Below are 20807 nucleotides of genomic sequence, written 5' to 3'. Positions count from 1 at the left end.
TGGGTTTTATTTCATATAATTTTTAAAATGAATAAAACCCATTTTTTGTTTCTGCTACTTTCTGTTTTACTGGTTTCCTGTTTTCAAAAAAATGAACATCAGGCTCAGCCAAATGCTGGTAAAACCAACACAATTTCCATAATCATTGACGATCAGTTGTGGTATGGCGAAGTAGGTGACAGTATTCGAAATAAATTCGCATCACCGGTTTTAGGCCTAACACAAGAAGAGCCTTTATTTACAATCAATCAATATCCTGCAAAACTACTTGAAGGTTTTGTGACAGACAGCCGAAGCATTATTGTAATAAAAAAGGCTGCTACAGACAAATTTGAGGTTAAAACCAATACTAAAGCCTTACCGCATAATACTTTTCGAATTTACGGGAAATCAAATGAAGATTTAATTTGCAGTATCGAAATGAACTCGCCGGAAATCATTAAAGCAATTCGTCAAACAGAAATTAGAAAATTGCAGCAGGATAACCAAAAATCACTTCTAAATCCGGCAATTATCAAAAACAAATTTCATATCGATTTGCAAGTTCCAACGGGTTACGAATACATGTTACATAAACGCAATTTCATTTGGCTGAAGAAAGAAATTATTAGCGGGAGTACCAGTCTGCTTGTTTATCAGATTCCCTTAAACAGACTGATGAAAAATCCCAATGTTGTTGGTAATATTGTTAGAATGCGTGATTCGGTTGGACATTATATTAAAGGGCGCGAAACAAATACCCAGATGATTACCGGAGAAGATTATGCACCTTATTTTTCCATTACAACTTTAAACGGAAAAAAGACTTTTGAGACAAAAGGGACATGGGAGTTAAAAAACGATTTTATGACAGGACCTTTTATCAACTATGCGATAGTAGATAAAGTTTATAATCGAATTTTGGTAATTGAAGGATTCTGTTACTCACCCTCCAATCAGGAACGTGATTTAATGTTAGAACTGGAAGCGATTATAAAATCGGTAAGAATAGAAAAGAGATAGTAAATTTATTTTCCATACTTTTGTTTGTAACAAACATTAAATCAGGAAATTATGAAAAATTTATTTGTAACATTATTGATGTTAGTTTTGTGTTTTTCTTCTTGTAAAAAAGAAGTAAAAACAGAAATTGAAAGTTCTAAAGCTGTTGATAGTATAAAAACAGAAGATTCAATTGCTGAAATGCCTTTAGATTCTGCTGCGCAAATCAAGGCATGGATGGAATATGCAACGCCGGGATCGCCTCATAAAATGATGGCTGATGAAACCGGAACATGGAATTGTGACATGACTTTTTGGGAAGAAGAAGGAGGTAAACCTGAAAAGGCAAGTTCTACGACAAATATAAAAATGATTCTGGGAGGTCGTTATCAGGAAGCTAATTATCAGGGAACGATGATGGGACAGCCATTTGAAGGAAAATCTACATTAGCCTACAATAATGCCAGTAAAGAATACACCACTACTTTTATTGACAATATGGGGACGGGCATGATGGTTGCTACAGGTAAATATGATGATAAGACTAAAAGTATGGAACTTAAAGGCGAAATGGTAAACCCAATAAACGGAAAAAAAACACCATATCGTGAAGTGTACACGATCGTGGATGCAACAACCCGTAAAATGGAGATGTATGATACAAAAAAAGGGAAGGAATATAAAAGCATGGAAATCATTATGAAGAAAAAATAATCTACATTCCTAATGATTAGAAAAAATAGAAAAAATCCCGATTGCGAGATATCATCGGGATTTTTTGTTGAAACACATAGATGTATTCTTTCTGTTTTCATTTTTTAAATTAATTTTACTCTTTTGAATTAGAATAAATAATAAAATAATACGCAATGGAATTAAAATGGAAAATAAAGTCTTTTGAGGCCTTAACGGTTCATGAACTATATGATTTATTGAAACTAAGAAGTGAAATCTTTGTAGTGGAACAAAATTGCGTTTATTTAGATCTTGACGGGAAAGATAAGAATGCTTTACATCTAATAGGAGAGTATGATGGTAAAACCGTTGCTCATGCGCGATTATTAGATGCGGGAATAAGTTTCGATAATGCTTCAATAGGAAGAGTAGTTGTAGATCTCAATTACCGTGACCGTAAATGGGGACATGATTTAATGCGGGAAGCCATTGCAGGAATAAAGTCAAATTTTGGAAAAGAAAAAATTACAATAGGTGCGCAGTTATACCTAAAAAAATTCTACGAAAGTCATGGATTTATACAAACCAGTGAAATGTATCTGGAAGATGATATCCCGCATATTGAGATGGTAAGGAATTAAGCTTTACCAAAAATTTAATTTTTCTAAAAGATTTTATAAAAAGCCTTGAACTTACCAGGAGGGCACTGAAAAAGTGGCTATTTATCAAAAGAGGTTGTTTTCAAATATGAAAACAACCTCTTTTTCTTTAATGTATTCGGATAGGTGATTGAGAACACTTTCGTACAGACGATTCTCAGAGCCTCCATTTTACTTGTAAAATTACCTTTTTAATTTTAAAGGACTTTTTCAGTGCCCTCCTTACCAGATGGAGGCTTTTTATTGCCTGTAACTTTATGATTATAATAACATTATTTAATATTCACTTGTCTATTTTAGTTTCTGTAATTAAGAAAATTTATAATAAATGGATAAAATAAAGTGGGTTTTGGTTTTTTGTTATTTTAGTTTTTTAAGTTTCGGTCAAAACCAATCGATCGACAAAACGGATAAGAAAAAAGTTGAAAATCTGGCAAGTTTGGCAAAAATTTGGGGATTTCTTAAATATTATCATCCAAATGTTGTGAAAGGCAGTTTTAACTGGGATGAACAATTATTGGAAGTATTACCTAAAGTTGAAAAAGCTACAACAAGGGAGGAATTGTCTAAAATCTATCTTGACTGGATTGTTGGTCTTGGAGATTTAAAAGAATGCCAATCGTGTAAAAACGATGTCAAAAAGAAGTATTTTGAAAAGAATTTAGATTTTTCATGGATGGATGATTCGAATACTTTTACTACTGAGCTTTCTCAAAAACTCAGATATATAGAATCAAACAGGTTTCAGGGCAAGAACTTTTATGTTACAACGACTTCACGTGACAACATTCAGATAACTAATGAACCTGAGTACAAAAACTTCGAATTTCCGGGGCGAAATCTGCGCTTGGTAAGCTTATTCCGATATTGGAATATTGTAGAATATTTTTTTCCTTATAAATATATGACCGATCAAAACTGGAATTCTGCTTTGGAAGAAATGATCCCTAAGTTTTTGAATGCTGAGAATACAACTGCGTATCATTTAGTGATGTTAGAAACAGTTATTAAATTAGATGACACACATGCTAATTTTTACACCAATCATATTGGAAATTTTTTTGGAACCAAATCTTTACCGGTATTTTTTAACCTGGTAGAAAATCAAATTGCAATTACAGGATTTCCATATCATTCAGGAACAGAATGGGATGGACTCAAGACAGGTGATATTATCGAAGAAATAGACAATAATAATGTTTTGAAAACTATCAGTGAAAGAAAAAAATACATTCATGGCTCTAACCAAAATACAAAAGCAAGGAATTATGATTATTTGGTTTTAAGCAGCAGTACAGATTCTGTCAATCTTAAATTAAGAAGAAATGATCAGTTTTTTTATAAAAACGTAAAACTGCTGGAAGGAAACAAATTCATTGGAAAAATAAACGCTAACACTAAAAAGTATTATATAGACGAAAATAATATTGGATATATAGATCTGGCTCTTTTAGAAATAAAAGATCAGGATGAAATGATGCAGAAACTAAATTCGACAAAAGCTCTTATAATAGATGTTAGGAATCCGAATTTTATACCATTTAGAATTGCCAGTAGGTTAATAACGACAAATAAAGAGTATGCGAAAATTGTAAAACCGGATTTAAGTTATCCGGGAAGATTTATCTGGGAAAAGCCTCTGATAAATACTCCGATTAAAAATGAATACTATACAGGAAAAGTGGTTTTAATAGTGAATGACCAAACGCAAAGTTCAAGTGAATTTATGGCGATGCTCTTACAATCCGGAAACAACGTTACAACTCTGGGAAGTCAAACAGCCGGGGCAGACGGTGATATTTCGAAAGTAGAATTTATAGGATTTAAAGCAGTTATGAGCGGACTTGGTGTTTTTTATCAGGATGGAACCCCAACTCAACGTACAGGTGTAAAGATAGATATTACGGTTCATCCTACAATTAAAGGTATTCAGGAAGGTAGAGATGAATTGATGGAAGCAGCACAAAAGTATTTGCTGGAAAACTAAATCTTAGTAATATAAAATTCAACTCTCCGGTCTAAATTGTCCCCTTTTCCAAGCGGATATTTGTTGCCGCAGCCCTGAAATGTCATGCGGCTTTTGGATATTTTTTTCGATGCCAAATAGAAAAACACTGTTTTGGCACGATTCCAGGAAAGTCTTCTTTCGTTATTTTCCCGGTCTATTCCGTCTGTGTACATTTCAGGAGTACAGCACACATGACCTCTGATTTCAAACTGAATGTTTTTTTTGGATTGCAGAATGGTAACAATTTTATCTAATTCTTTTTTAGAATGGTACGTTAGTTTTGAACTCCCAAGATCAAACAATATGTTTTCCAGTAAAACTTTATCACCTACGTTTAATTCGCTTTTTAATGAATTACGAATTCCTTTTTCGTAACTGTTTTTTTTAACGGCAATCAAATCGACCCTGCGGTTTTTTGATCTCGTTTCATGTAGGTTTTCAACGGTATCGCTCCTGATTATAACCCGTCCTTTTCCTTCAAGAATAATTATTTTACTTTTGTTAAAGCCTTTTGAAACTAATATTTCCTGTATAGTATTTACCCTGTCATAAGATAAACGGTAGTTATATTCGTCATTGCCACGATCATCGCAATAGCCGTAAATCTGTATGGATTCTATTTTTGTGGTGTCTAAGTTTTTTACAAAATCGGTGATGACTTTGGTTTGCTGACTGGTAAGGACGTATTTGTCAAAATCAAAATAAATGGTTTCGATGGGTTTTTGCTGCGCCGATAAATTGTAAATGAATAACAGAAATAACGCTTTGCAAAGTTTCATTTTTTCTACATTTTTAAAATCGTTTTGTACTCAGTTTGATTATTTAAGACTGTCACCGCTTTTTTAATTTCTGAATTGTTTTTAATGTAATATTGATATAGACCTTCCTGATATTGGTATCTTTTGATAAGTTCTTCCAGAATCAGGTTTTTAATTTCTTTTTGATTTTTATCTAATAGCGTAGTTTCACTTTTTTCAAGTGCATTTAATAGTTGCTTATATTCAATAACAATTGCTTCATCAATTTGTTCGTTTTTGGCCGCTGCCAAAGTGTTTTTCAAAGCCAGTTCGGTTTCTGTATCGAAAGTAAATTTATTGGCTTTTAAATATTGTTTGAAAGCAATGTAATCAGCATCTGTAATCGTTGGAATCTTATCTCCTAAATTCGGGTTTTTATAATAATAGGTTGTGGCATAATCAAAAATTCCGTCGTTTTTTAATAGCGCATTTGTAATTGGACTCATTTTGGTTTCATCCAGTTCAATATCAGGCAAAACACCACCACCATCATAAACTGTTCGTCCTTTTCTTGTTTTAAAAGCATTAAAGTTTTTAGAATCAGTTTTTTGGGCTACACCATTTTTGTCTTTATGAGCATAATCCAGTGCCTGAATACAACGTCCTGAAGGAGTATAATAACGTGAAATAGTTACTTTTAGCTGTGTTCCGTAAGTCAATTCGACGGTACGTTGTACCAAACCTTTTCCAAAACTACGGCTTCCTAAAATAACAGCACGATCTAAATCCTGCAAAGCTCCGGAAACAATTTCTGATGCCGAAGCACTTTTTCCGTTTACCAAAATAGCCAGTGGAATCTGAGTATCTATAGGTTCTTTAGTAGTTTTATAGGTGTTATTGTGTTTTTCAATTCTTGATTTTGTAGTTACAATCACTTCATTTTTGGGAACAAACAAATTGCAAATGTCAATGGCTTCATTTAATAAACCGCCGGGATTTCCTCTCAAATCGAGCACAATTTGAGTAGCTCCCTGAGTTTTTAGTTTTTCAAGAGCCTCTTTTACTTCAGCTGCCGCTTTTCGACTAAAATGTGCCAAAACAATATATCCTGTTTTATCATCTATTTTTCCATAGAATGGAACCGATTTGATATCAACTTCATCCAAAACCAAATCTGTAGTATAGGTTTTACCCTGGCGAAGGTATTTTATTTTGATCTTAGTGTTTTTTGTTCCTTTAAGCAATTGCGATGCATCGTCCTTAAAATCGGCAATCAAAACATCTCCAATTTGTATAATTTCGTCTCCGGCTTTCAATCCCGCTTTATCCGCAGGATAATTTTTATAAGGCTCACGAACAATTAAGCGGTCTTTTTTACGTGCAATCATAGCACCAATTCCGGTATATTCGCCGGTATTATTGATTTTAAAATTTACAACATCCTGTTCATTAAAGTAAACGGTATAAGGATCCAAACTCCCCAGCATACTTTTAATGCCTTTATCCATCAGGTCACCCGGATTAGTTTCATCGACATAATTGGTGTTAACGGCTTTGAATAAAGTGGTAAAGATTTCTATCTGTTTGGCTATTTCAAAGAAATCATCTTTGAAACTGGTTCCAATAAATAGAAATCCTATAGCAACGGCTGGTATAACAAATTTCTTTTTGAAATAAGAAGTCATAATTTTGAATTGTCTTAAATTATAAAGTACTAAAATAATAATAAATCACCAATTAAGGCGATTCGTTCAGGTGAATCTCAATTGGTATTTGAAATGATGGATTACATTTCTGTTTTATTTTCAGAATCTGTAGTTTTATTTATTTGCAGAAGAAATTTCTCAAACAACTGAATCGTTTTGGTATTGATTTCTTCGTAAGATAATTTGTCTTTAGTCTGATAAAAAAACATCAAAGAATAAGGCTGTTGTACGTTTTCCCAAAGCAAATGTTTGTTTAATCGATAGGTTTCTCTTAAAACACGCTTGAAGTAATTTCGGTCTACTGCTTTTTTGAAATACTTCTTTGAAACCGAAACTCCAATTTTAATTTTTTCTTCTGAATCTGCTTCCGCCTGACGATAAACTAAACGTAATGGATATTTTGAAACAGATTTTCCTTCAGAAAAAAGTAATCCAATTGTCGTTTTGCTCTTTAAGCGCTCTTTTTTAGGGTAAGTAAAATTCATTTAGTTCAGAAAAAATTTGCAATTTTAAGGACAAAGGTACAATTAAACCAGAAAAGCGGTTATTGTTTTCAATTTTTATACCGCTAAAAATTTATTTATTACTTTTGGCAATTAATTTTTTAAAGCATGCAGAAGATAATTTCATATCCAATCTCCATAATTTATTATCTATGTTTTGGATTGTGTCTGGTTGTTTTTCATCCTATACAATGGATTTCACTAAATATTTTTGGTTATCAGGCTCACAAAATTAGCGTTGATTATTTGAATTTTTTTCTTTTAAGATGCACCAATCTGGTAGGAACGAGATATACAATTAAAAACAGAGAGACAATTCCCACAGGTGTTCCATTGATTTTTGTATCGAATCACCAAAGTATGTACGATATCGTGGCAATGATTTGGTACTTTAGACGTTTTCATTGTAAATTTGTAAGTAAGAAAGAGTTAGGTAGTGGAATCCCAAGCGTTTCATACAATTTACGCCATGGAGGTTCAGTACTAATTGACCGTAAAGACCCTAAACAAGCGATTCCTGTAATCAAAGGCTTGTCTGAATATATTGAAAAGAACACAAGATCTGCTGTGATTTTTCCCGAAGGAACCAGAAGTAAAACAGGAAAGCCTAAAGAATTTGCCCAAAGTGGTTTAAAAATCCTTTGCAAATATGCGCCTTCAGCTTATGTTGTTCCAGTGAGTATTAACAATTCATGGAAAATGGTAAAATATGGGTTTTTCCCTGTTGGTTTAGCAAATCATCTTACCTTTACCGCCCATAAAGCAATGGCCGTTAAAGATTATGATTTTGCTGAGTTAATGAGATTGACAGAAAAGGCAGTTGTAGAAGGAGTGAATGAATATAAATAGATTTTGTATTTAGAGAGAGAATTCTAATACTTAAATCCCAAATTAAACAAGTAATGTCTATAAAAAACATTAGATTAGAAGTGATGCAGTTTTTGGAAAAAAATGTAGATAGCTTCGTAGAACAGTATTTAATCCCTGTTGAAAAAATTTGGCAGCCTACCGATTTTTTACCTAATTCCCAAGGAGAAAACTTCTTTGAGGAGGTTAGAGAATTACGTGAAATTGCCAAAGAATTACCTTATGATTTCTGGGTAACTTTAGTAGGTGATACCATCACCGAGGAAGCTTTACCAACTTATGAATCCTGGCTGATGGATGTAGAAGGAGTGAATCAGGTTGAAAATGGTGGAAACGGTTGGTCTAAATGGATTCGTCAATGGACGGGAGAAGAAAACCGACACGGAGATTTACTAAATAAATACTTGTATTTGTCTGGTCGTGTAAACATGCGTGAAATCGAAATGACAACACAGCACTTAATCAACGACGGTTTTGATATTGGAACCGGATCCGATCCATACAAAAACTTTGTATACACTAGTTTCCAGGAGTTAGCAACTTATGTTTCGCATAACAGAGTAGCCCAAATGGCGAAAAAATTTGGTGATAACAAGTTGTCTAAAATGTGTAAAATGATTGCTGGTGATGAAATGCGCCATCATCATGCGTACAGCGAATTTGTTACCCGTATTTTTCAGGTTGATCCAAGCGAAATGATGTTGGCGTTTCAATATATGATGAAACAAAAAATCGTAATGCCGGCGCATTTTTTAAGAGAATCAGGTCAAAAAATCAGTACTGCTTTTGAGCAATTTTCAGATTCTGCACAGCGTATCGGAGTTTACACTGCAAACGATTATGTAGATATCATGCAGAAATTAATAGATAAATGGGAAGTTGATAAGATTACAAACCTAACAGATGAAGCTGAAAAAGCACGTGATTATCTGATGAAATTACCGGCCCGTATGGCAAGAATTTCAGAGAGAATCGTAATTCCAAAAGAGTCTCATATTTTCAAGTGGGTAGAGCCGGCGAGATTATAATATTTAGATTTTAAATCAATTTTATTAAATGCAATTTCGTTGCGTTTAAAAACAAAGAGTATAAAGATGTTGATTGTTGAGGTTTTTAAATCTTTGACAGTCAGCATTTTTTTAATATTTCGGGGTCTCTTTTTTGAATAAAAATGTTTTTGAATTTTCAAATAAATTATAAAAAATACTGTTGTTATTAAAAAATAAAGCAAACGGTTAAGCATTAAAAATATCATGAATAATACAGCCTTAATACATAAAACAATCCAATTTGTAAAAGAAAAACTTAATGATGCAGAAGGAGGTCATGACTGGTTTCATATCGAGCGTGTTTATAAAAATGCATTATTGATTGCTAAAAATACAGATTGCGATTTAACAGTAATTCAATTAGGAGCTTTGCTTCATGATATTGCCGATAGTAAATTTCATAACGGAGATGAAACAATTGGTCCCAAAACAGCACGTTTGTTTTTAGAATCAGAAAATGTTTCCGAAGACATTATTGTACATGTTGTTAATATCATCGAAAATATCTCATATAAAGGCGGAAATTTCGAAAAGAAGTTTTCTTCTCTTGAATTGGATATTGTTCAGGATGCTGATCGTCTGGATGCAATTGGTGCAATTGGTGTAGCAAGGGCATTCAATTATGGGGGATTTAAAAACAGAGCTTTGTATAATCCGGAAATTACACCTGTAACCAACATGACCAAAGAAGAATACAAAAAGAATAATGCGCCCACCATAAATCATTTTTACGAAAAGCTGTTACTCTTAAAAGATAAAATGAATACCGAAACCGGAAAACAACTTGCCGAAGAAAGGCATCGTTTTATGGAAACGTTCCTTGCACAGTTTTATGCAGAATGGGAAGGTATTAAGTAAGTTTGTATTTCGCAAAGATTCACTAATAAGCGCAAAGATCCGCAAAGTTATTTTACATTTCTTTGCGGATCTTTGTGTTTTTTCTCTGTGTAGCTCTGCGGAATAAAAAATCAGCTGCAGCCACAATTCCCATCACCACAGTCCTTTTTCTTTTTAGATTTCCAGAAGAATTTTCTAATCAAAAAAGCAACTGCAAATCCTAATATGGCAAAAGCAATAATTTCCTGAATCATGACTCATTATTTTAATATTTGGTACGCAATCAAGGCGGTTAAATAGGCAAGTGCACTCATGAAGCCCAATTGCATGGCAGGCCATTTCCACGAATTGGTTTCTTTTTTGGTAATAGCCAATGTGCTCGCACACTGCATGGCAAAAGCATAAAACAGTAATAATGAAATTCCGGTTGCAAAATTAAAGACTTTTTCTCCTGTGTCAGAGTGAACTTCAGCCTGCATTTTGCTTTTTATGGTAGCTTCGTTCTCACTATCGCCAACGCTGTAAATTGTGGCAAGAGTTCCCACGAAAACCTCACGAGCAGCAAACGAACTAATTAAGGCAATACCGATTTTCCAGTCGTAACCCAAAGGTTCAATCGCCGGTTCAATTGCATGACCCATTAATCCGATATAGGAATTCTCCAATTTTTGAGAAGCTACTTCGTTTTCAAATTGAGTTTCTGTCAGGGTTGTATTTGCAAATCTATCTTTTACGATGGTTTCTGCTTCGTTAAAATCTTTTCCGGGTCCGTATGAGGCTAAAAACCACAAAATAATAGATATGGCAAGAATGATTTTACCGGCACCAACAATAAAAGCTTTGGTTTTTTCTACAACATTGATTCCAACGTTCTTAAAAAGGGGTAATTTATAACTTGGCATTTCAACAACGAAATACGTTTTGGATTCCAGTTTTAAAACCTTATTTAAAATATATGCCGATAAAATAGCAGCAAAAAAACCTAAAACGTAAAGCGCCATTAAGGTTAGTCCCTGCACATTTAAAACTCCAAAAACACGTTTACTGGGAATTACCAATGAAATGATAATCGCATACACCGGTAACCTTGCTGAACAGGTTGTAAAAGGAGTAACCAAAATCGTAATCAGACGTTCTTTCCAGTTTTCAATATTTCTCGTTGCCATAATTGCCGGAATGGCACAGGCTGTTCCTGAAATGAGAGGTACTACGCTTTTTCCAGATAAACCGAATCTGCGCATGATTTTGTCCATTAAAAATACAACACGGCTCATATAACCACTTTCTTCTAAAATCGAAATGAACAAGAATAGGAAAGCAATTTGCGGAATGAAAATGATAACACCGCCAATTCCCGGAATGATTCCCTGCGAAAGCAAATCGGTTAAAATACCGCTTGGAAGTTCTTCGGCAACCCTGCTGCTTAAAGAGGCAAAAGTGCTGTCAATGAAATCCATCGGAATCGTGGACCAGCTAAAAATAGATTGAAAGATCAGAAATAAAATGGCAAAGAAAATAGCGTATCCCCATATTTTGTGTGTTAATACACGATCCAGTTTTGCACGGATGTCTTTTGCCATCGAAGGATCGACTTTTAAACCTTCTTTCAAAACATCATTTATAAACTGATACCGTTTAATAGTTTCTTTTTGCTGAAGACGTTTTAATTCAGAGTGTGATTTTGTAAAAGTACTTCGGATTTCATTTCGGTCTAAATTCGAAAAATTGACATCCTGAGTAATAACCAGCCACAATTTGTATAACAACTGGTTCGGAAAAGCATGTTGTAATTTTTCAAAATAGTCAGAATCAATAACCGAAGCATTTAAGCAAGGTTCGTGCGGAACAGTTCGATAGGAAACTATTAATTCTTTTAAGGCATCGATTCCTAAACCTTTGCGTGAACTAACTAGCGCAATTTTGGTTTTTAGTTTTTCTTCTAAATACGGAATATCAAGAGTAATTCCTTTACGTTCCATACGATCAGACATGTTGATGACCAAAATTGTTGGAATTTCCAGGTCTTTTATCTGAGTGTAAATCAGCAGATTTCGTTTCAGGTTTTCAACATCTGTTACTACTACTGCCACATCCGGATATAATTTATCGTTTTTGTTCAGTAAAAGTTCGATCACCACACTTTCATCCATTGAACTGGCATTCAGGCTGTACGTTCCGGGTAAATCGAGAATATTGGCTTTAATGTTGTGTGGCAGTTTACAGAAACCCATTTTTTTCTCAACAGTAATCCCGGGATAATTTCCAACCTGTTGGTTTAAACCCGTAAGCTGATTAAAAACAGAAGTTTTTCCTGTGTTTGGATTCCCAATAAGGGCAACATTGATATTCTGAACGCTCATTATAAATTGTTTTTGATAAGTTCAACTTCAATTTCACGAGCTGTTTCAATACGAATTGCAACATGGGAGCCATTGATATCCAAATATAAAGGATCTCCAAAAGGAGCAATTTGAAGCAATTCAACCAAGCTGCCAGGCAAACAACCCATTTCTAATAATTTTAGAGGAATAAGATCGATATCAAAATCTTTGATAATGGCTTTGTCGCCTTTTTTCAGAGTGTGGATAGTATTTTGCAAGCTTATTTAGATTGAATTTAGATTGCAAAAATAGGCAATAATTCTTTATTTAAGGGAATTTAATACAGCCGAATATGCTAAATGTTTCTAAAAATAAGGGTTTTATTCTTTACACAAGAAATCAATATCTTCTAAAAGACGTTTAATATCTTCTTTGTCTGTTCCATCATAAAATCCGCGAACGCGTCGTTTTTGATCCACCAGGATAAAATTTTCTGTATGAACCATATCATAAAGCTGATCAGGTCTTCCTAGTTTTACGGCCAGATACGATTTTCTGGCCATGGTATAAATCTCTTTTTTATCGCCGGTAACCAGATTCCATTTGCTGTCAACCACTCCATGTTTTATCGCATAGGCTTTTAAAACCGGAATACTGTCTGTTTCAGGAAAAACGGTATGAGAAAGCAGCATAACCTTTGGATTATTTAAAACTGCTTTTTGAACATCAGCCAGGTTGGTTGTCATTTTTGGACAGATTGATCCACAGGTTGTAAAGAAGAAATCGGCAACATAAATCTTTCCTTCATAATTTTTTTGGGTAATGGTATCGCCATTTTGGTTCACAAAAGAAAAATCGGCAATGGTATGATATTTACTTTTGTATTGTACCGTGCTGTCTACCAATTCAGGATTTACATCAGCCGGATTGTAGACAGGCAAGATTTTTTGCGGTTTTAAAGCGAAGTAAAACAGGGTTATGGTAATAGCCGAAAATACAATTAAAACGATAAAAAATTTTCGGTATTTATAAAGAAGCGATTTCATAAAAATAATTTGAATGCAAAAATACGAAAAGGACTTTTTTTAAAACTTTAAATTGTCATGATTTTAACCAAATTACTGCAATTGCTTTTTCTTTTTTGGTTTTGGTATGGATCTGTTCACCAGATATAATCCTGCCAAGGTTATTAAAACGCCAATTGCAATAGCCTTTGTAAGTATTTCTCCAAAAATAAAAAAACCAAGAACAATGGCTACAATTGGATTAATGTAAGCATAAATACTGCTGATTTCTTTTGGAAGATGTTGGAGCGAATAGATAAAAGCAATAAAGGTTAATACTGAGCCAATTATTACCAGATATCCAATTGCCCACCAGGATGTAACCGGAATTTGGTTTAGCGGAATATTAATCCCTGCAGATTCTGTAATTCCTAAAAGAATAAAACTGGATATAAGCATTTGTAATCCTAAACTAAAGTACGGGTTGAAACTTGTTGCTTTTTTCTTAATATGTAAAGTTCCGAATGCCCAGGTAATAGTTGCGATAACAGATAAAATAATTCCAAATTGAAAATCAGGTTTTAAGAAATCAGCTAAATGATCCATGAAAATAACACAAATTCCACAAAAGCAGATCAACAGTCCTAATACGGCCAATTTTGATACTCTTTCTCCTCTAAAAAAACAAATGATTACAATCCAAATCGGAAATATGGCAGCAATAATTGCCCCAAGTCCGCTACTGATATATTTAACACCCCAAGTGCTCAAACCATTACTCAGACAAAAGTTTAGGAAAGCCAGAACCAAAATTGTTCTCCATTGCTTCCCTTTTGGCCAGGGTTCTCTCTTGATAATAAAATACAAAACATATATCATTCCTCCTATGAACTGTCTTATTGTTACCAGTTGTAAAGCTGGCATATGTTTGACCCCTTCTTTTGATGCCAGCCAGGTAGTTCCCCAAAAAAAACTCACACAGCACAAAGCTAAAATCGGTAATCCGATGGCATCTATTCTTTTTGAAAAGGCATTTTGGATTTTTGCTTTCACCTTAAATTATTTTTAAGCAAATATTCCAAAAACAATTTGAATTCAGGAAGTAAATACATGAAATGTTATCTTTTTAGGAAAGTTAAAAATCAGATTTTTAACACAACTTTTCAAATAATAACAATATGTTTGCATATTGTCTATAAACTTAAATAAAAATGAAAAAAGTGCTTACTAAACCTACTTTTTATGCTATTTCTGCAATGCTTTCCTTTGCTGCAGTACAAGCACAAACCACACCTCAAAAGGAACCGGGGATTAATGTTTCTTATATGAAAAAAGACATTAGCCCTAAAGAAAATTTCTTTCAATATGTAAATGGTACATGGCTGGATAAAACAGAAATCCCGAGTGATCGTACAACCTGGGGAAGTTTTAATGAATTAATTAAAAAAACAGACAAGGATGCAATGGAAATTTTGAAAAGTGCTTCAAAAAATCCAAAGTATAAATCGAATACAGATCAAGGCAAAGCAGTGAACTTGTTCGCCACAGTTTTAGACACTGTTGGCAGAAACAAAAGAGGTATTGAACCATTGAAGCCGTTTTTGAAAAAGATTGATGCTATAAAAAATGTGGCTGATCTTCAAAAATATTTAGTCGAAATGGAACCTCAGGGAGGAAATGACTTTTTTAAGATTTACATAGGAGCTGATGAAAAAAACAGTTCTAAAAATTCTGTAACTCTCGCCGTTAGCCGATTAGGTTTGTCTGATAAAGATTATTACACTGCTGAAGATAAAGATTCTAAAGAGAAACTTGCTAAATATGAACTTCATGTAGCAAGAATGATGCAGTTTATTGGAGAATCTGCTGAAAAAGCCAAACAAAGTGCATCAGAAATTGTAGCATTAGAAAAAGCTTTATCAACTCCAAGATTAGACCGTGTCGAAAGCAGAGACAGTCGTTTACAATACAATCCGATGACTGTGGCAGATCTTCAAAAATTAACTCCGGCTATTAAATGGGATGCTTATTTTACCGGGCTTGGTCTTGCAAAGTTAGATACAGTCGTGGTTTCAGAAACACGTTACATGAAAGCACTTCAAAATGTTTATACTGAAAACAAAGTTTCACAATGGAAAGAGTATTTAAAATGGACTTTACTAAACAGGTCAACATCGCATTTGACTACTGATATTGAAGCCGCAAACTTTGATTTTTACAGTAAAACCCTGAGAGGTGCCCTGAAACAATTGCCCAGAGAAGAGATTGCTTTGCAAATTGTAAACCGAAGTATTGGAGAAGCTCTTGGTAAATTATACGTAGAAAAAGTATTTCCTGCCGAAGCAAAAGCAAAAGCAACTGATATGATTCACAATATAATTCTGGCTTACCAGAACCGTATTAATAATTTATCATGGATGTCTGATGCTACTAAAGTGAAAGCTATCGAAAAACTGAATAAAATTACAATAAAAGTTGGGTATCCTGATAAGTGGAAAGACTACTCTGCTTTAGAAATCAAAAGTGTTGCTGATGGAGGCAGTTACTTTGAGAATTCAAGAAATTTGGCTAAATGGAATTTTAACAAAGGTCTGGAAAAATTAAAAAAGCCAGTAGATAAGTCAGAGTGGGGAATGTCTCCTCAGACTGTAAATGCTTATTATAACCCTTCTTATAATGAAATTGTTTTCCCTGCTGCTATTTTGCAACCGCCATTTTACAATTATCAGGCTGATGAAGCAGTAAATTATGGTGGAATAGGAGCTGTAATTGGTCACGAAATTTCACACGGGTTTGATGATTCAGGTGCCCGATACAATGCTGACGGAAATCTTGTTGACTGGTGGACTGCAGAAGATCTGAAACAATTTACAGAATTAGGAACTGCTCTTGCTGATCAGTATAGCGCTTTGGAACCTTTGCCAGGAATTCATGTTGATGGTAAATTTACTTTAGGTGAAAATATTGGTGACTTAGGCGGAATTAATGCCGCTTACGATGGACTACAGTTGTATTTAAAGAAAAAAGGTAATCCGGGATTAATTGACGGATTTACACCTGAACAGCGTTTCTTTATTTCATGGGCTACAGTCTGGAGAACTAAATCAAGAGATGAGGCTATTAAAAACCAGGTAAAAACAGATCCGCATTCACCGGGAATGTACAGAGCATATGTCCCAATTCAGAATGTTGATGCTTTTTATGATGCTTTCGATATCAAAAAAGGAGATAAAATGTATGTCGATCCGGAGAAGAGAGTAAAAATCTGGTAATTCAGAACAAAAAAATGGAGCTAAATTTAGCTCCATTTTTTGTTAATTATAGTATGTTTGAAATAGTGTTTTATTTCAAATTACTATAAATATAAGTTTCAATTGCTTTTAGTTCTTCATCAGACATTGCCTGTGTTACCGGAAAATTGGTTTTCATCACTGCAAACTGACTTGGATCTACAATTGGTTCTCCATTTCCTTTGAGAAAAGTAACTATATCTCCTTTTTTGTCTTTATAGATTTTGGCGATTTCCTGAATACTTGGGCCAATTACTTTTTGATCTACCTGATGACAAGAAGTACAATTTCCTTTACCCTCAAAAATCGATTTACCTAATTCTTCAGGAGTTTTAGTTTCTTCTGATTCACCTTCTGAATATGTTTCTGTCTTTTCGGTAGATTTTCCAAATGGCTCCTGACTGTCTTTTTTGCAGGATATAAATGCTAAAACAGCTATTAAAAATATAGTTTTTTTCATATTATTTATTTAAGATTATCGAAGCTTCTTTAGCAAAATAAGTTGAGATGATACTAGCCCCTGCACGCTTAATGCAATAAAGTTGCTCTATCATAATTTTGTCATGATCCAGCCACCCTTTTTCTGCTGCGGCCTTTACCATAGCGTACTCACCAGATACCTGGTAAACTGCAACCGGTACATGAACGGCATTTTTTACCTCGCGAACAATGTCTAAATAGGCCATTCCTGGTTTTACCATAACGATATCTGCACCCTCTTCAACGTCTAATAATGCTTCACGAATTCCTTCAATTCGGTTAGCATAATCCATCTGGTAAGTTTTCTTGTCTTTTGGAATATTTTGAGAATCCACCGGAGCAGAATCTAACGCATCACGAAAAGGCCCGTAAAAAGCAGATGCGTATTTTGCACTGTAACTCATGATTCCCACATTATGGTGACCATTTTCTTCCAGCGCTTTTCTAATGGCCAAAACTCTTCCGTCCATCATGTCGCTTGGTGCTACAAAATCGGCTCCGGCTTCAGCATGGCTCAGACTCATTCGGGTTAAAGCATCAACAGTAGCATCGTTTATCAATTGGCCGTTTTCTATAATTCCGTCGTGACCATAAATCGAATAAGGATCTAATGCTACATCGGGCATGACAATCATTTCAGGGACTGCATCTTTAATAGCCCGAATAGTTTGCTGCATCAACCCATCTTTGTTCCAGGCTTCAACGCCTTTATTGTCTTTAAGGCTCTCACTTACTTTTACATAAATATTCACTGCTTTGATTCCTAAATCCCAGGCTTCTTTGACTTCTTTGATAGTGTTGTCCAGTGAATGGCGATAAATTCCGGGCATAGACGGAATGGCGACTTTTATATCTTTTCCTTCGGCCACAAACATTGGAAGCATAAAATCCTGTGGACTTAAACTGGTTTCACGAACTAAAGAACGAATAGATTCATTAGTTCTTAAACGGCGGTTTCTTTGTAATGGGAACATAGAGTGTTTTTTTATTAAATCTAAAAAGAATATTCTCTCTAAAGAGTTCATATTCATTATTAAAGTGAAATTAAAATAAGTGCCGCAAAGTTAAAGAAAAAACGTCCAAATAAAGAGTGAGTAATGCCGTAGAATTCGTTAATATTATCTAAATTCGTATCGCTTTTTTAAACTTCTGTTAAGAATCTTCTTATGGAATGTTTTTTCAACTTTAAATCTCCCAAATGAAGAAAATATTTGCATTATGTTGCTGTTTACTCTTAACAAGCTGTTTCGAAATAACAGAAAGAATCAAACATCATGATGACCAGAGTGGCGAATATACCTTGATGGTTGATTTTTCGAAGTCATGGCTTAAGACAAAATCAGCTATCTGGCTGGAAGAAGTTGACGGTGTGAAAATTCCTAATGAGCAGGAAATCACACAAAAGTTAACCGATTTTAAATCCAAAGTTTCAAAAATTGAAGGCATTTCAAATGTCACCACCAAAACAGATTTTGATCGTTATATTTTTATCATCAAATTGGATTATAAAAGTTTAAAAGCGCTGAACGAAGTAGTTAATACATTGAATAAGCAAAAAAATCAGATTCATTTTACAGCAAATTCAAAGAGTTTTGAAAGAATCGCATCGTACCCAATTCCTGAAAATCTGCTGAAAGACGAAAAGAAAAAAGAAGATCTGGAAAAAGCCAATATTGTATCTATTTACACGTTTGACCGTGACGTTTTAAATGCAAGTAATGCCAATTGCAAAATTTCTCCAAACAAAAAGACCGTTTTTTTAAAGCAAAGTATGTACAGCGTTCTTAAAAAATCGTCACTTATGAATAATACTATTCAATTAAATCAATAATCCTTATACATCACATGAAACAATTTTTTACTTTTTTAATTCTGCTTACATTCACTCTGGCTCACAGCCAGACACTGTCTCCAAAACAGGATTATTTTGTTCAGTTTAACGGCAGTCAGCTTTCTAAAAAAGTAAGTATTGCTGAGGTTCTAAATCATTCTGTCTTAAAGAAATATAAAGACGGAAAAATGAATCTGGACATCAATCAATATGCAGATCTTATAAAATTAGATCAGAAAATAACTGTTCACGGTAATTATTCTGACAGTATTCCGTATTATCAGGTTACCATTCCTATAAAAGATAAAAATGCTATTAAAAACTTTCTGATTCAAAAGAACAAGGAAAATGATTCACTTGGAAAACCTCTTATTGAAGATTTTGGTCAGTATTCAGTATATAATTCTCCAGATAAAAAAACAACCGTAGCCTGGAATGACAGCTATTTAGTGTTTTTTGGATTAACAAAAAAACACGAGTATAAAGATTATTCGTATCCGGAAGTTGAGGTAGACTCTGCAGCGACTGCAGTAACAGGTGATACTTCAGAAGTTTCGGAAGTTGTTGTAGAAACAAACGAGGTACCGGTTGTAGATACAGCTTATGTAGATTATTCGGATAATTATTATCCTAATTTTCAAAAAGAACAGATTGCTTTTGACAGCATTCAGGCCATCAGTCAAAACAGATTTGTAAAATTGCTTTTTGAAAATGGTTTTAGAGTTCCAGCTTCTGAGAAAGTACATGAAAATGCTGATATTTCATGCTGGGTAGATTATGGTGCGGCAATGTCGAGTTTTAATACTGCCTATGCGGCTTTGGCACGGTTTACGACTTATAATAAATTTTTGCCAAGCCAAAATAACTTAGGCAATTTCGTTAAAGGGATAAATGTTGATTTTTATTTTGATAATGATAATGCCAGAGTAGAAGAAATTGTGGAATACTCGAAACCAATGGCTGATATAGTGGGCAAAATCAGTAATCGGAAAGTAAATAAAAACATCTTTAATTATTTTCCGTCTCAAAAACCGCTGGGTTACATGACGTATCATTTTAACACAAAAGAAATACTCAATAGTTTTCCTGCTTTTAGTACCGAGATTTTCTCCAATCCTTATATTTTAAAAGAGGATATTAGTGTTGCAACAGATCTTATTTCAACAATTATTGATGAAGAAGCCACAGCGACTCTTTTTGATGGTGATATAAGCGTATTTCTTTATGATGTTGTCGAAAGAGAAGTGACTTCAAAAACTTTCGAATATGATGAGAATTATGAGTCAAAAGAAGTTGTGAAAACGATAAAAAAAGCAATACCGCAGTTTTCAGTGATTTTTACTTCGACACATCCAACTTTTGCTGATAAACTCATCCAGTTAGGAGTTCGCAAAAAAGGATTAGTTCAAAAAGGGAATTATTACGAAATAAAAGGAACTCAGGAATACGGTAATTTGTTTATTTTTAAGGATAAAGATGTTGTAGTTGTTGGTAATAATATTGATGCAATTTTTCCGAAAGACAATTCATTTTCGAAAGAAGTTAAAAAAGAACTGAAACAGCATTATATTTCGGCAAAAGTGAGTTTGGATAAATTGGTAACAGCCTATTCTAATACAGGTGAAGCCAAGGAATCTGAAATTAAAAGCTTCAATCGACTGGCGCAGCAGTTTACGGATGTTACTTTATATTCGGCCAAAAAACTAACAGATAACAAACTGAAATTCGAGTTAAAGCTAAACTCATCCAAAGGAGATAAAAATATTATTCTTCAGACCTTAGATTTAGTTGACGAACTAAGTACTAAATAATTCTAAATGAAAAGCCCTAAAAAATCAATTTTAGGGCTTTTTTATGTT

The 20807-nt window shown here is 34.0% G+C and carries 20 protein-coding genes; 10 read left to right on the top strand and 10 right to left on the bottom strand.

The genetic code is table 11. From position 1 onward, the window contains the following. Positions 1-27 precede the first annotated feature (27 nt). From FLACHUCJ7_RS00695 to FLACHUCJ7_RS00680, 4 genes are all read left to right on the top strand, one after another. Positions 28-1002 (top strand): DUF4837 family protein, encoded by a 975-nt coding sequence (locus FLACHUCJ7_RS00695; protein ID WP_078228884.1) that lies wholly within the window; start codon positions 28-30, stop codon positions 1000-1002. A gap of 51 nt (positions 1003-1053) precedes the next feature. Then, positions 1054-1695, top strand: a complete 642-nt coding sequence (locus tag FLACHUCJ7_RS00690; protein WP_078228885.1) for a DUF1579 domain-containing protein — start codon at positions 1054-1056, stop codon at positions 1693-1695. 155 nt (positions 1696-1850) lie between these two features. Next, positions 1851-2297 carry a GNAT family N-acetyltransferase gene (locus tag FLACHUCJ7_RS00685; RefSeq protein ID WP_078228886.1) on the top strand — a complete coding sequence of 149 codons (447 nt, stop codon included), beginning with the start codon at positions 1851-1853 and terminating at the stop codon, positions 2295-2297. A gap of 346 nt (positions 2298-2643) precedes the next feature. Then, positions 2644-4302: a S41 family peptidase gene (locus FLACHUCJ7_RS00680; RefSeq protein WP_078228887.1), complete on the top strand. Its 1659-nt coding sequence runs from the start codon at positions 2644-2646 to the stop codon at positions 4300-4302. Here the strand turns inward: FLACHUCJ7_RS00680 and FLACHUCJ7_RS00675 are convergent. The 3 genes from FLACHUCJ7_RS00675 to rnpA all read right to left on the bottom strand — a co-directional run bounded on the left by FLACHUCJ7_RS00675 (position 4299) and on the right by rnpA (position 7251). Beyond that, complete coding sequence (locus FLACHUCJ7_RS00675) at positions 4299-5102, bottom strand: OmpA family protein (protein ID WP_180907523.1); 804 nt, start codon at positions 5100-5102, stop codon at positions 4299-4301. The two genes, FLACHUCJ7_RS00680 and FLACHUCJ7_RS00675, sit on opposite strands and share 4 nt — an antisense overlap. A 5-nt stretch (positions 5103-5107) precedes the next feature. After that, the gene (locus FLACHUCJ7_RS00670; protein ID WP_078228889.1) at positions 5108-6745 is read right to left on the bottom strand and encodes a S41 family peptidase; all 1638 of its coding nucleotides are present in this window, start codon (positions 6743-6745) and stop codon (positions 5108-5110) included. Positions 6746-6846: 101 nt separating this feature from the next. Continuing rightward, complete coding sequence (rnpA, locus tag FLACHUCJ7_RS00665; protein ID WP_180907522.1) at positions 6847-7251, bottom strand: ribonuclease P protein component; 405 nt, start codon at positions 7249-7251, stop codon at positions 6847-6849. A gap of 126 nt (positions 7252-7377) precedes the next feature. Here rnpA and FLACHUCJ7_RS00660 point away from each other — a divergent pair, with 126 nt between their 5' ends. The 3 genes from FLACHUCJ7_RS00660 to FLACHUCJ7_RS00650 all read left to right on the top strand — a co-directional run bounded on the left by FLACHUCJ7_RS00660 (position 7378) and on the right by FLACHUCJ7_RS00650 (position 10043). Continuing rightward, complete coding sequence (locus tag FLACHUCJ7_RS00660) at positions 7378-8118, top strand: lysophospholipid acyltransferase family protein (RefSeq protein ID WP_180907521.1); 741 nt, start codon at positions 7378-7380, stop codon at positions 8116-8118. Between the two features lie 53 nt (positions 8119-8171). Then, the gene (locus FLACHUCJ7_RS00655) at positions 8172-9164 is read left to right on the top strand and encodes an acyl-ACP desaturase (protein WP_180907520.1); all 993 of its coding nucleotides are present in this window, start codon (positions 8172-8174) and stop codon (positions 9162-9164) included. Positions 9165-9389: 225 nt separating this feature from the next. Continuing rightward, positions 9390-10043 carry an HD domain-containing protein gene (locus FLACHUCJ7_RS00650; protein ID WP_078228894.1) on the top strand — a complete coding sequence of 218 codons (654 nt, stop codon included), beginning with the start codon at positions 9390-9392 and terminating at the stop codon, positions 10041-10043. A gap of 110 nt (positions 10044-10153) precedes the next feature. On the opposite strand, the gene FLACHUCJ7_RS00645 is transcribed toward FLACHUCJ7_RS00650, so the two are convergent. The 5 genes from FLACHUCJ7_RS00645 to FLACHUCJ7_RS00625 form a co-directional block, all read right to left on the bottom strand. Next, the gene (locus tag FLACHUCJ7_RS00645) at positions 10154-10276 is read right to left on the bottom strand and encodes a FeoB-associated Cys-rich membrane protein (RefSeq protein WP_078228895.1); all 123 of its coding nucleotides are present in this window, start codon (positions 10274-10276) and stop codon (positions 10154-10156) included. 6 nt (positions 10277-10282) lie between these two features. Continuing rightward, positions 10283-12382, bottom strand: a complete 2100-nt coding sequence (gene feoB / locus FLACHUCJ7_RS00640; protein WP_180907519.1) for a ferrous iron transport protein B — start codon at positions 12380-12382, stop codon at positions 10283-10285. Beyond that, positions 12382-12621 carry a FeoA family protein gene (locus FLACHUCJ7_RS00635; protein WP_031457556.1) on the bottom strand — a complete coding sequence of 80 codons (240 nt, stop codon included), beginning with the start codon at positions 12619-12621 and terminating at the stop codon, positions 12382-12384. Before FLACHUCJ7_RS00635 ends, feoB begins: the two co-directional genes overlap by 1 nt. A gap of 102 nt (positions 12622-12723) precedes the next feature. Next, positions 12724-13389: an SCO family protein gene (locus FLACHUCJ7_RS00630; protein ID WP_180907518.1), complete on the bottom strand. Its 666-nt coding sequence runs from the start codon at positions 13387-13389 to the stop codon at positions 12724-12726. Between the two features lie 72 nt (positions 13390-13461). Further along, positions 13462-14400 (bottom strand): DMT family transporter, encoded by a 939-nt coding sequence (locus tag FLACHUCJ7_RS00625; RefSeq protein ID WP_078228898.1) that lies wholly within the window; start codon positions 14398-14400, stop codon positions 13462-13464. A 158-nt stretch (positions 14401-14558) separates the two neighbouring features. Between FLACHUCJ7_RS00625 and FLACHUCJ7_RS00620 the strand changes: the two genes are divergently transcribed. Further along, a complete protein-coding gene (locus tag FLACHUCJ7_RS00620; protein ID WP_180907517.1) occupies positions 14559-16619 on the top strand; it encodes a M13 family metallopeptidase in 2061 nt (686 codons plus the stop codon). A gap of 70 nt (positions 16620-16689) precedes the next feature. Here the strand turns inward: FLACHUCJ7_RS00620 and FLACHUCJ7_RS00615 are convergent, their stop codons facing one another. Both FLACHUCJ7_RS00615 and hemB read right to left on the bottom strand, forming a co-directional pair. After that, the gene (locus tag FLACHUCJ7_RS00615; RefSeq protein WP_078228900.1) at positions 16690-17097 is read right to left on the bottom strand and encodes a c-type cytochrome; all 408 of its coding nucleotides are present in this window, start codon (positions 17095-17097) and stop codon (positions 16690-16692) included. Between the two features lies 1 nt (position 17098). Continuing rightward, positions 17099-18091, bottom strand: a complete 993-nt coding sequence (gene hemB, locus FLACHUCJ7_RS00610; protein WP_180907516.1) for a porphobilinogen synthase — start codon at positions 18089-18091, stop codon at positions 17099-17101. A 224-nt stretch (positions 18092-18315) separates the two neighbouring features. On the opposite strand from hemB, the gene FLACHUCJ7_RS00605 reads away from it, so the two are divergent. After that, positions 18316-18948, top strand: coding sequence for a hypothetical protein (locus tag FLACHUCJ7_RS00605; protein ID WP_180907515.1), 633 nt, complete (start codon positions 18316-18318; stop codon positions 18946-18948). Between the two features lie 14 nt (positions 18949-18962). After that, positions 18963-20759, top strand: coding sequence for a hypothetical protein (locus FLACHUCJ7_RS00600; protein WP_180907514.1), 1797 nt, complete (start codon positions 18963-18965; stop codon positions 20757-20759). The last annotated feature ends 48 nt before the right edge of the window (positions 20760-20807 follow it).

It is taken from the genome of Flavobacterium salmonis (assembly GCF_903819435.1).
In the GTDB taxonomy this organism is placed as follows: Bacteria; Bacteroidota; Bacteroidia; order Flavobacteriales; family Flavobacteriaceae; genus Flavobacterium; species Flavobacterium chungangense.
The sequence above is the reverse complement of the archived record's forward strand: the minus strand, read 5'-3'. Positions and strand labels throughout refer to the sequence as shown.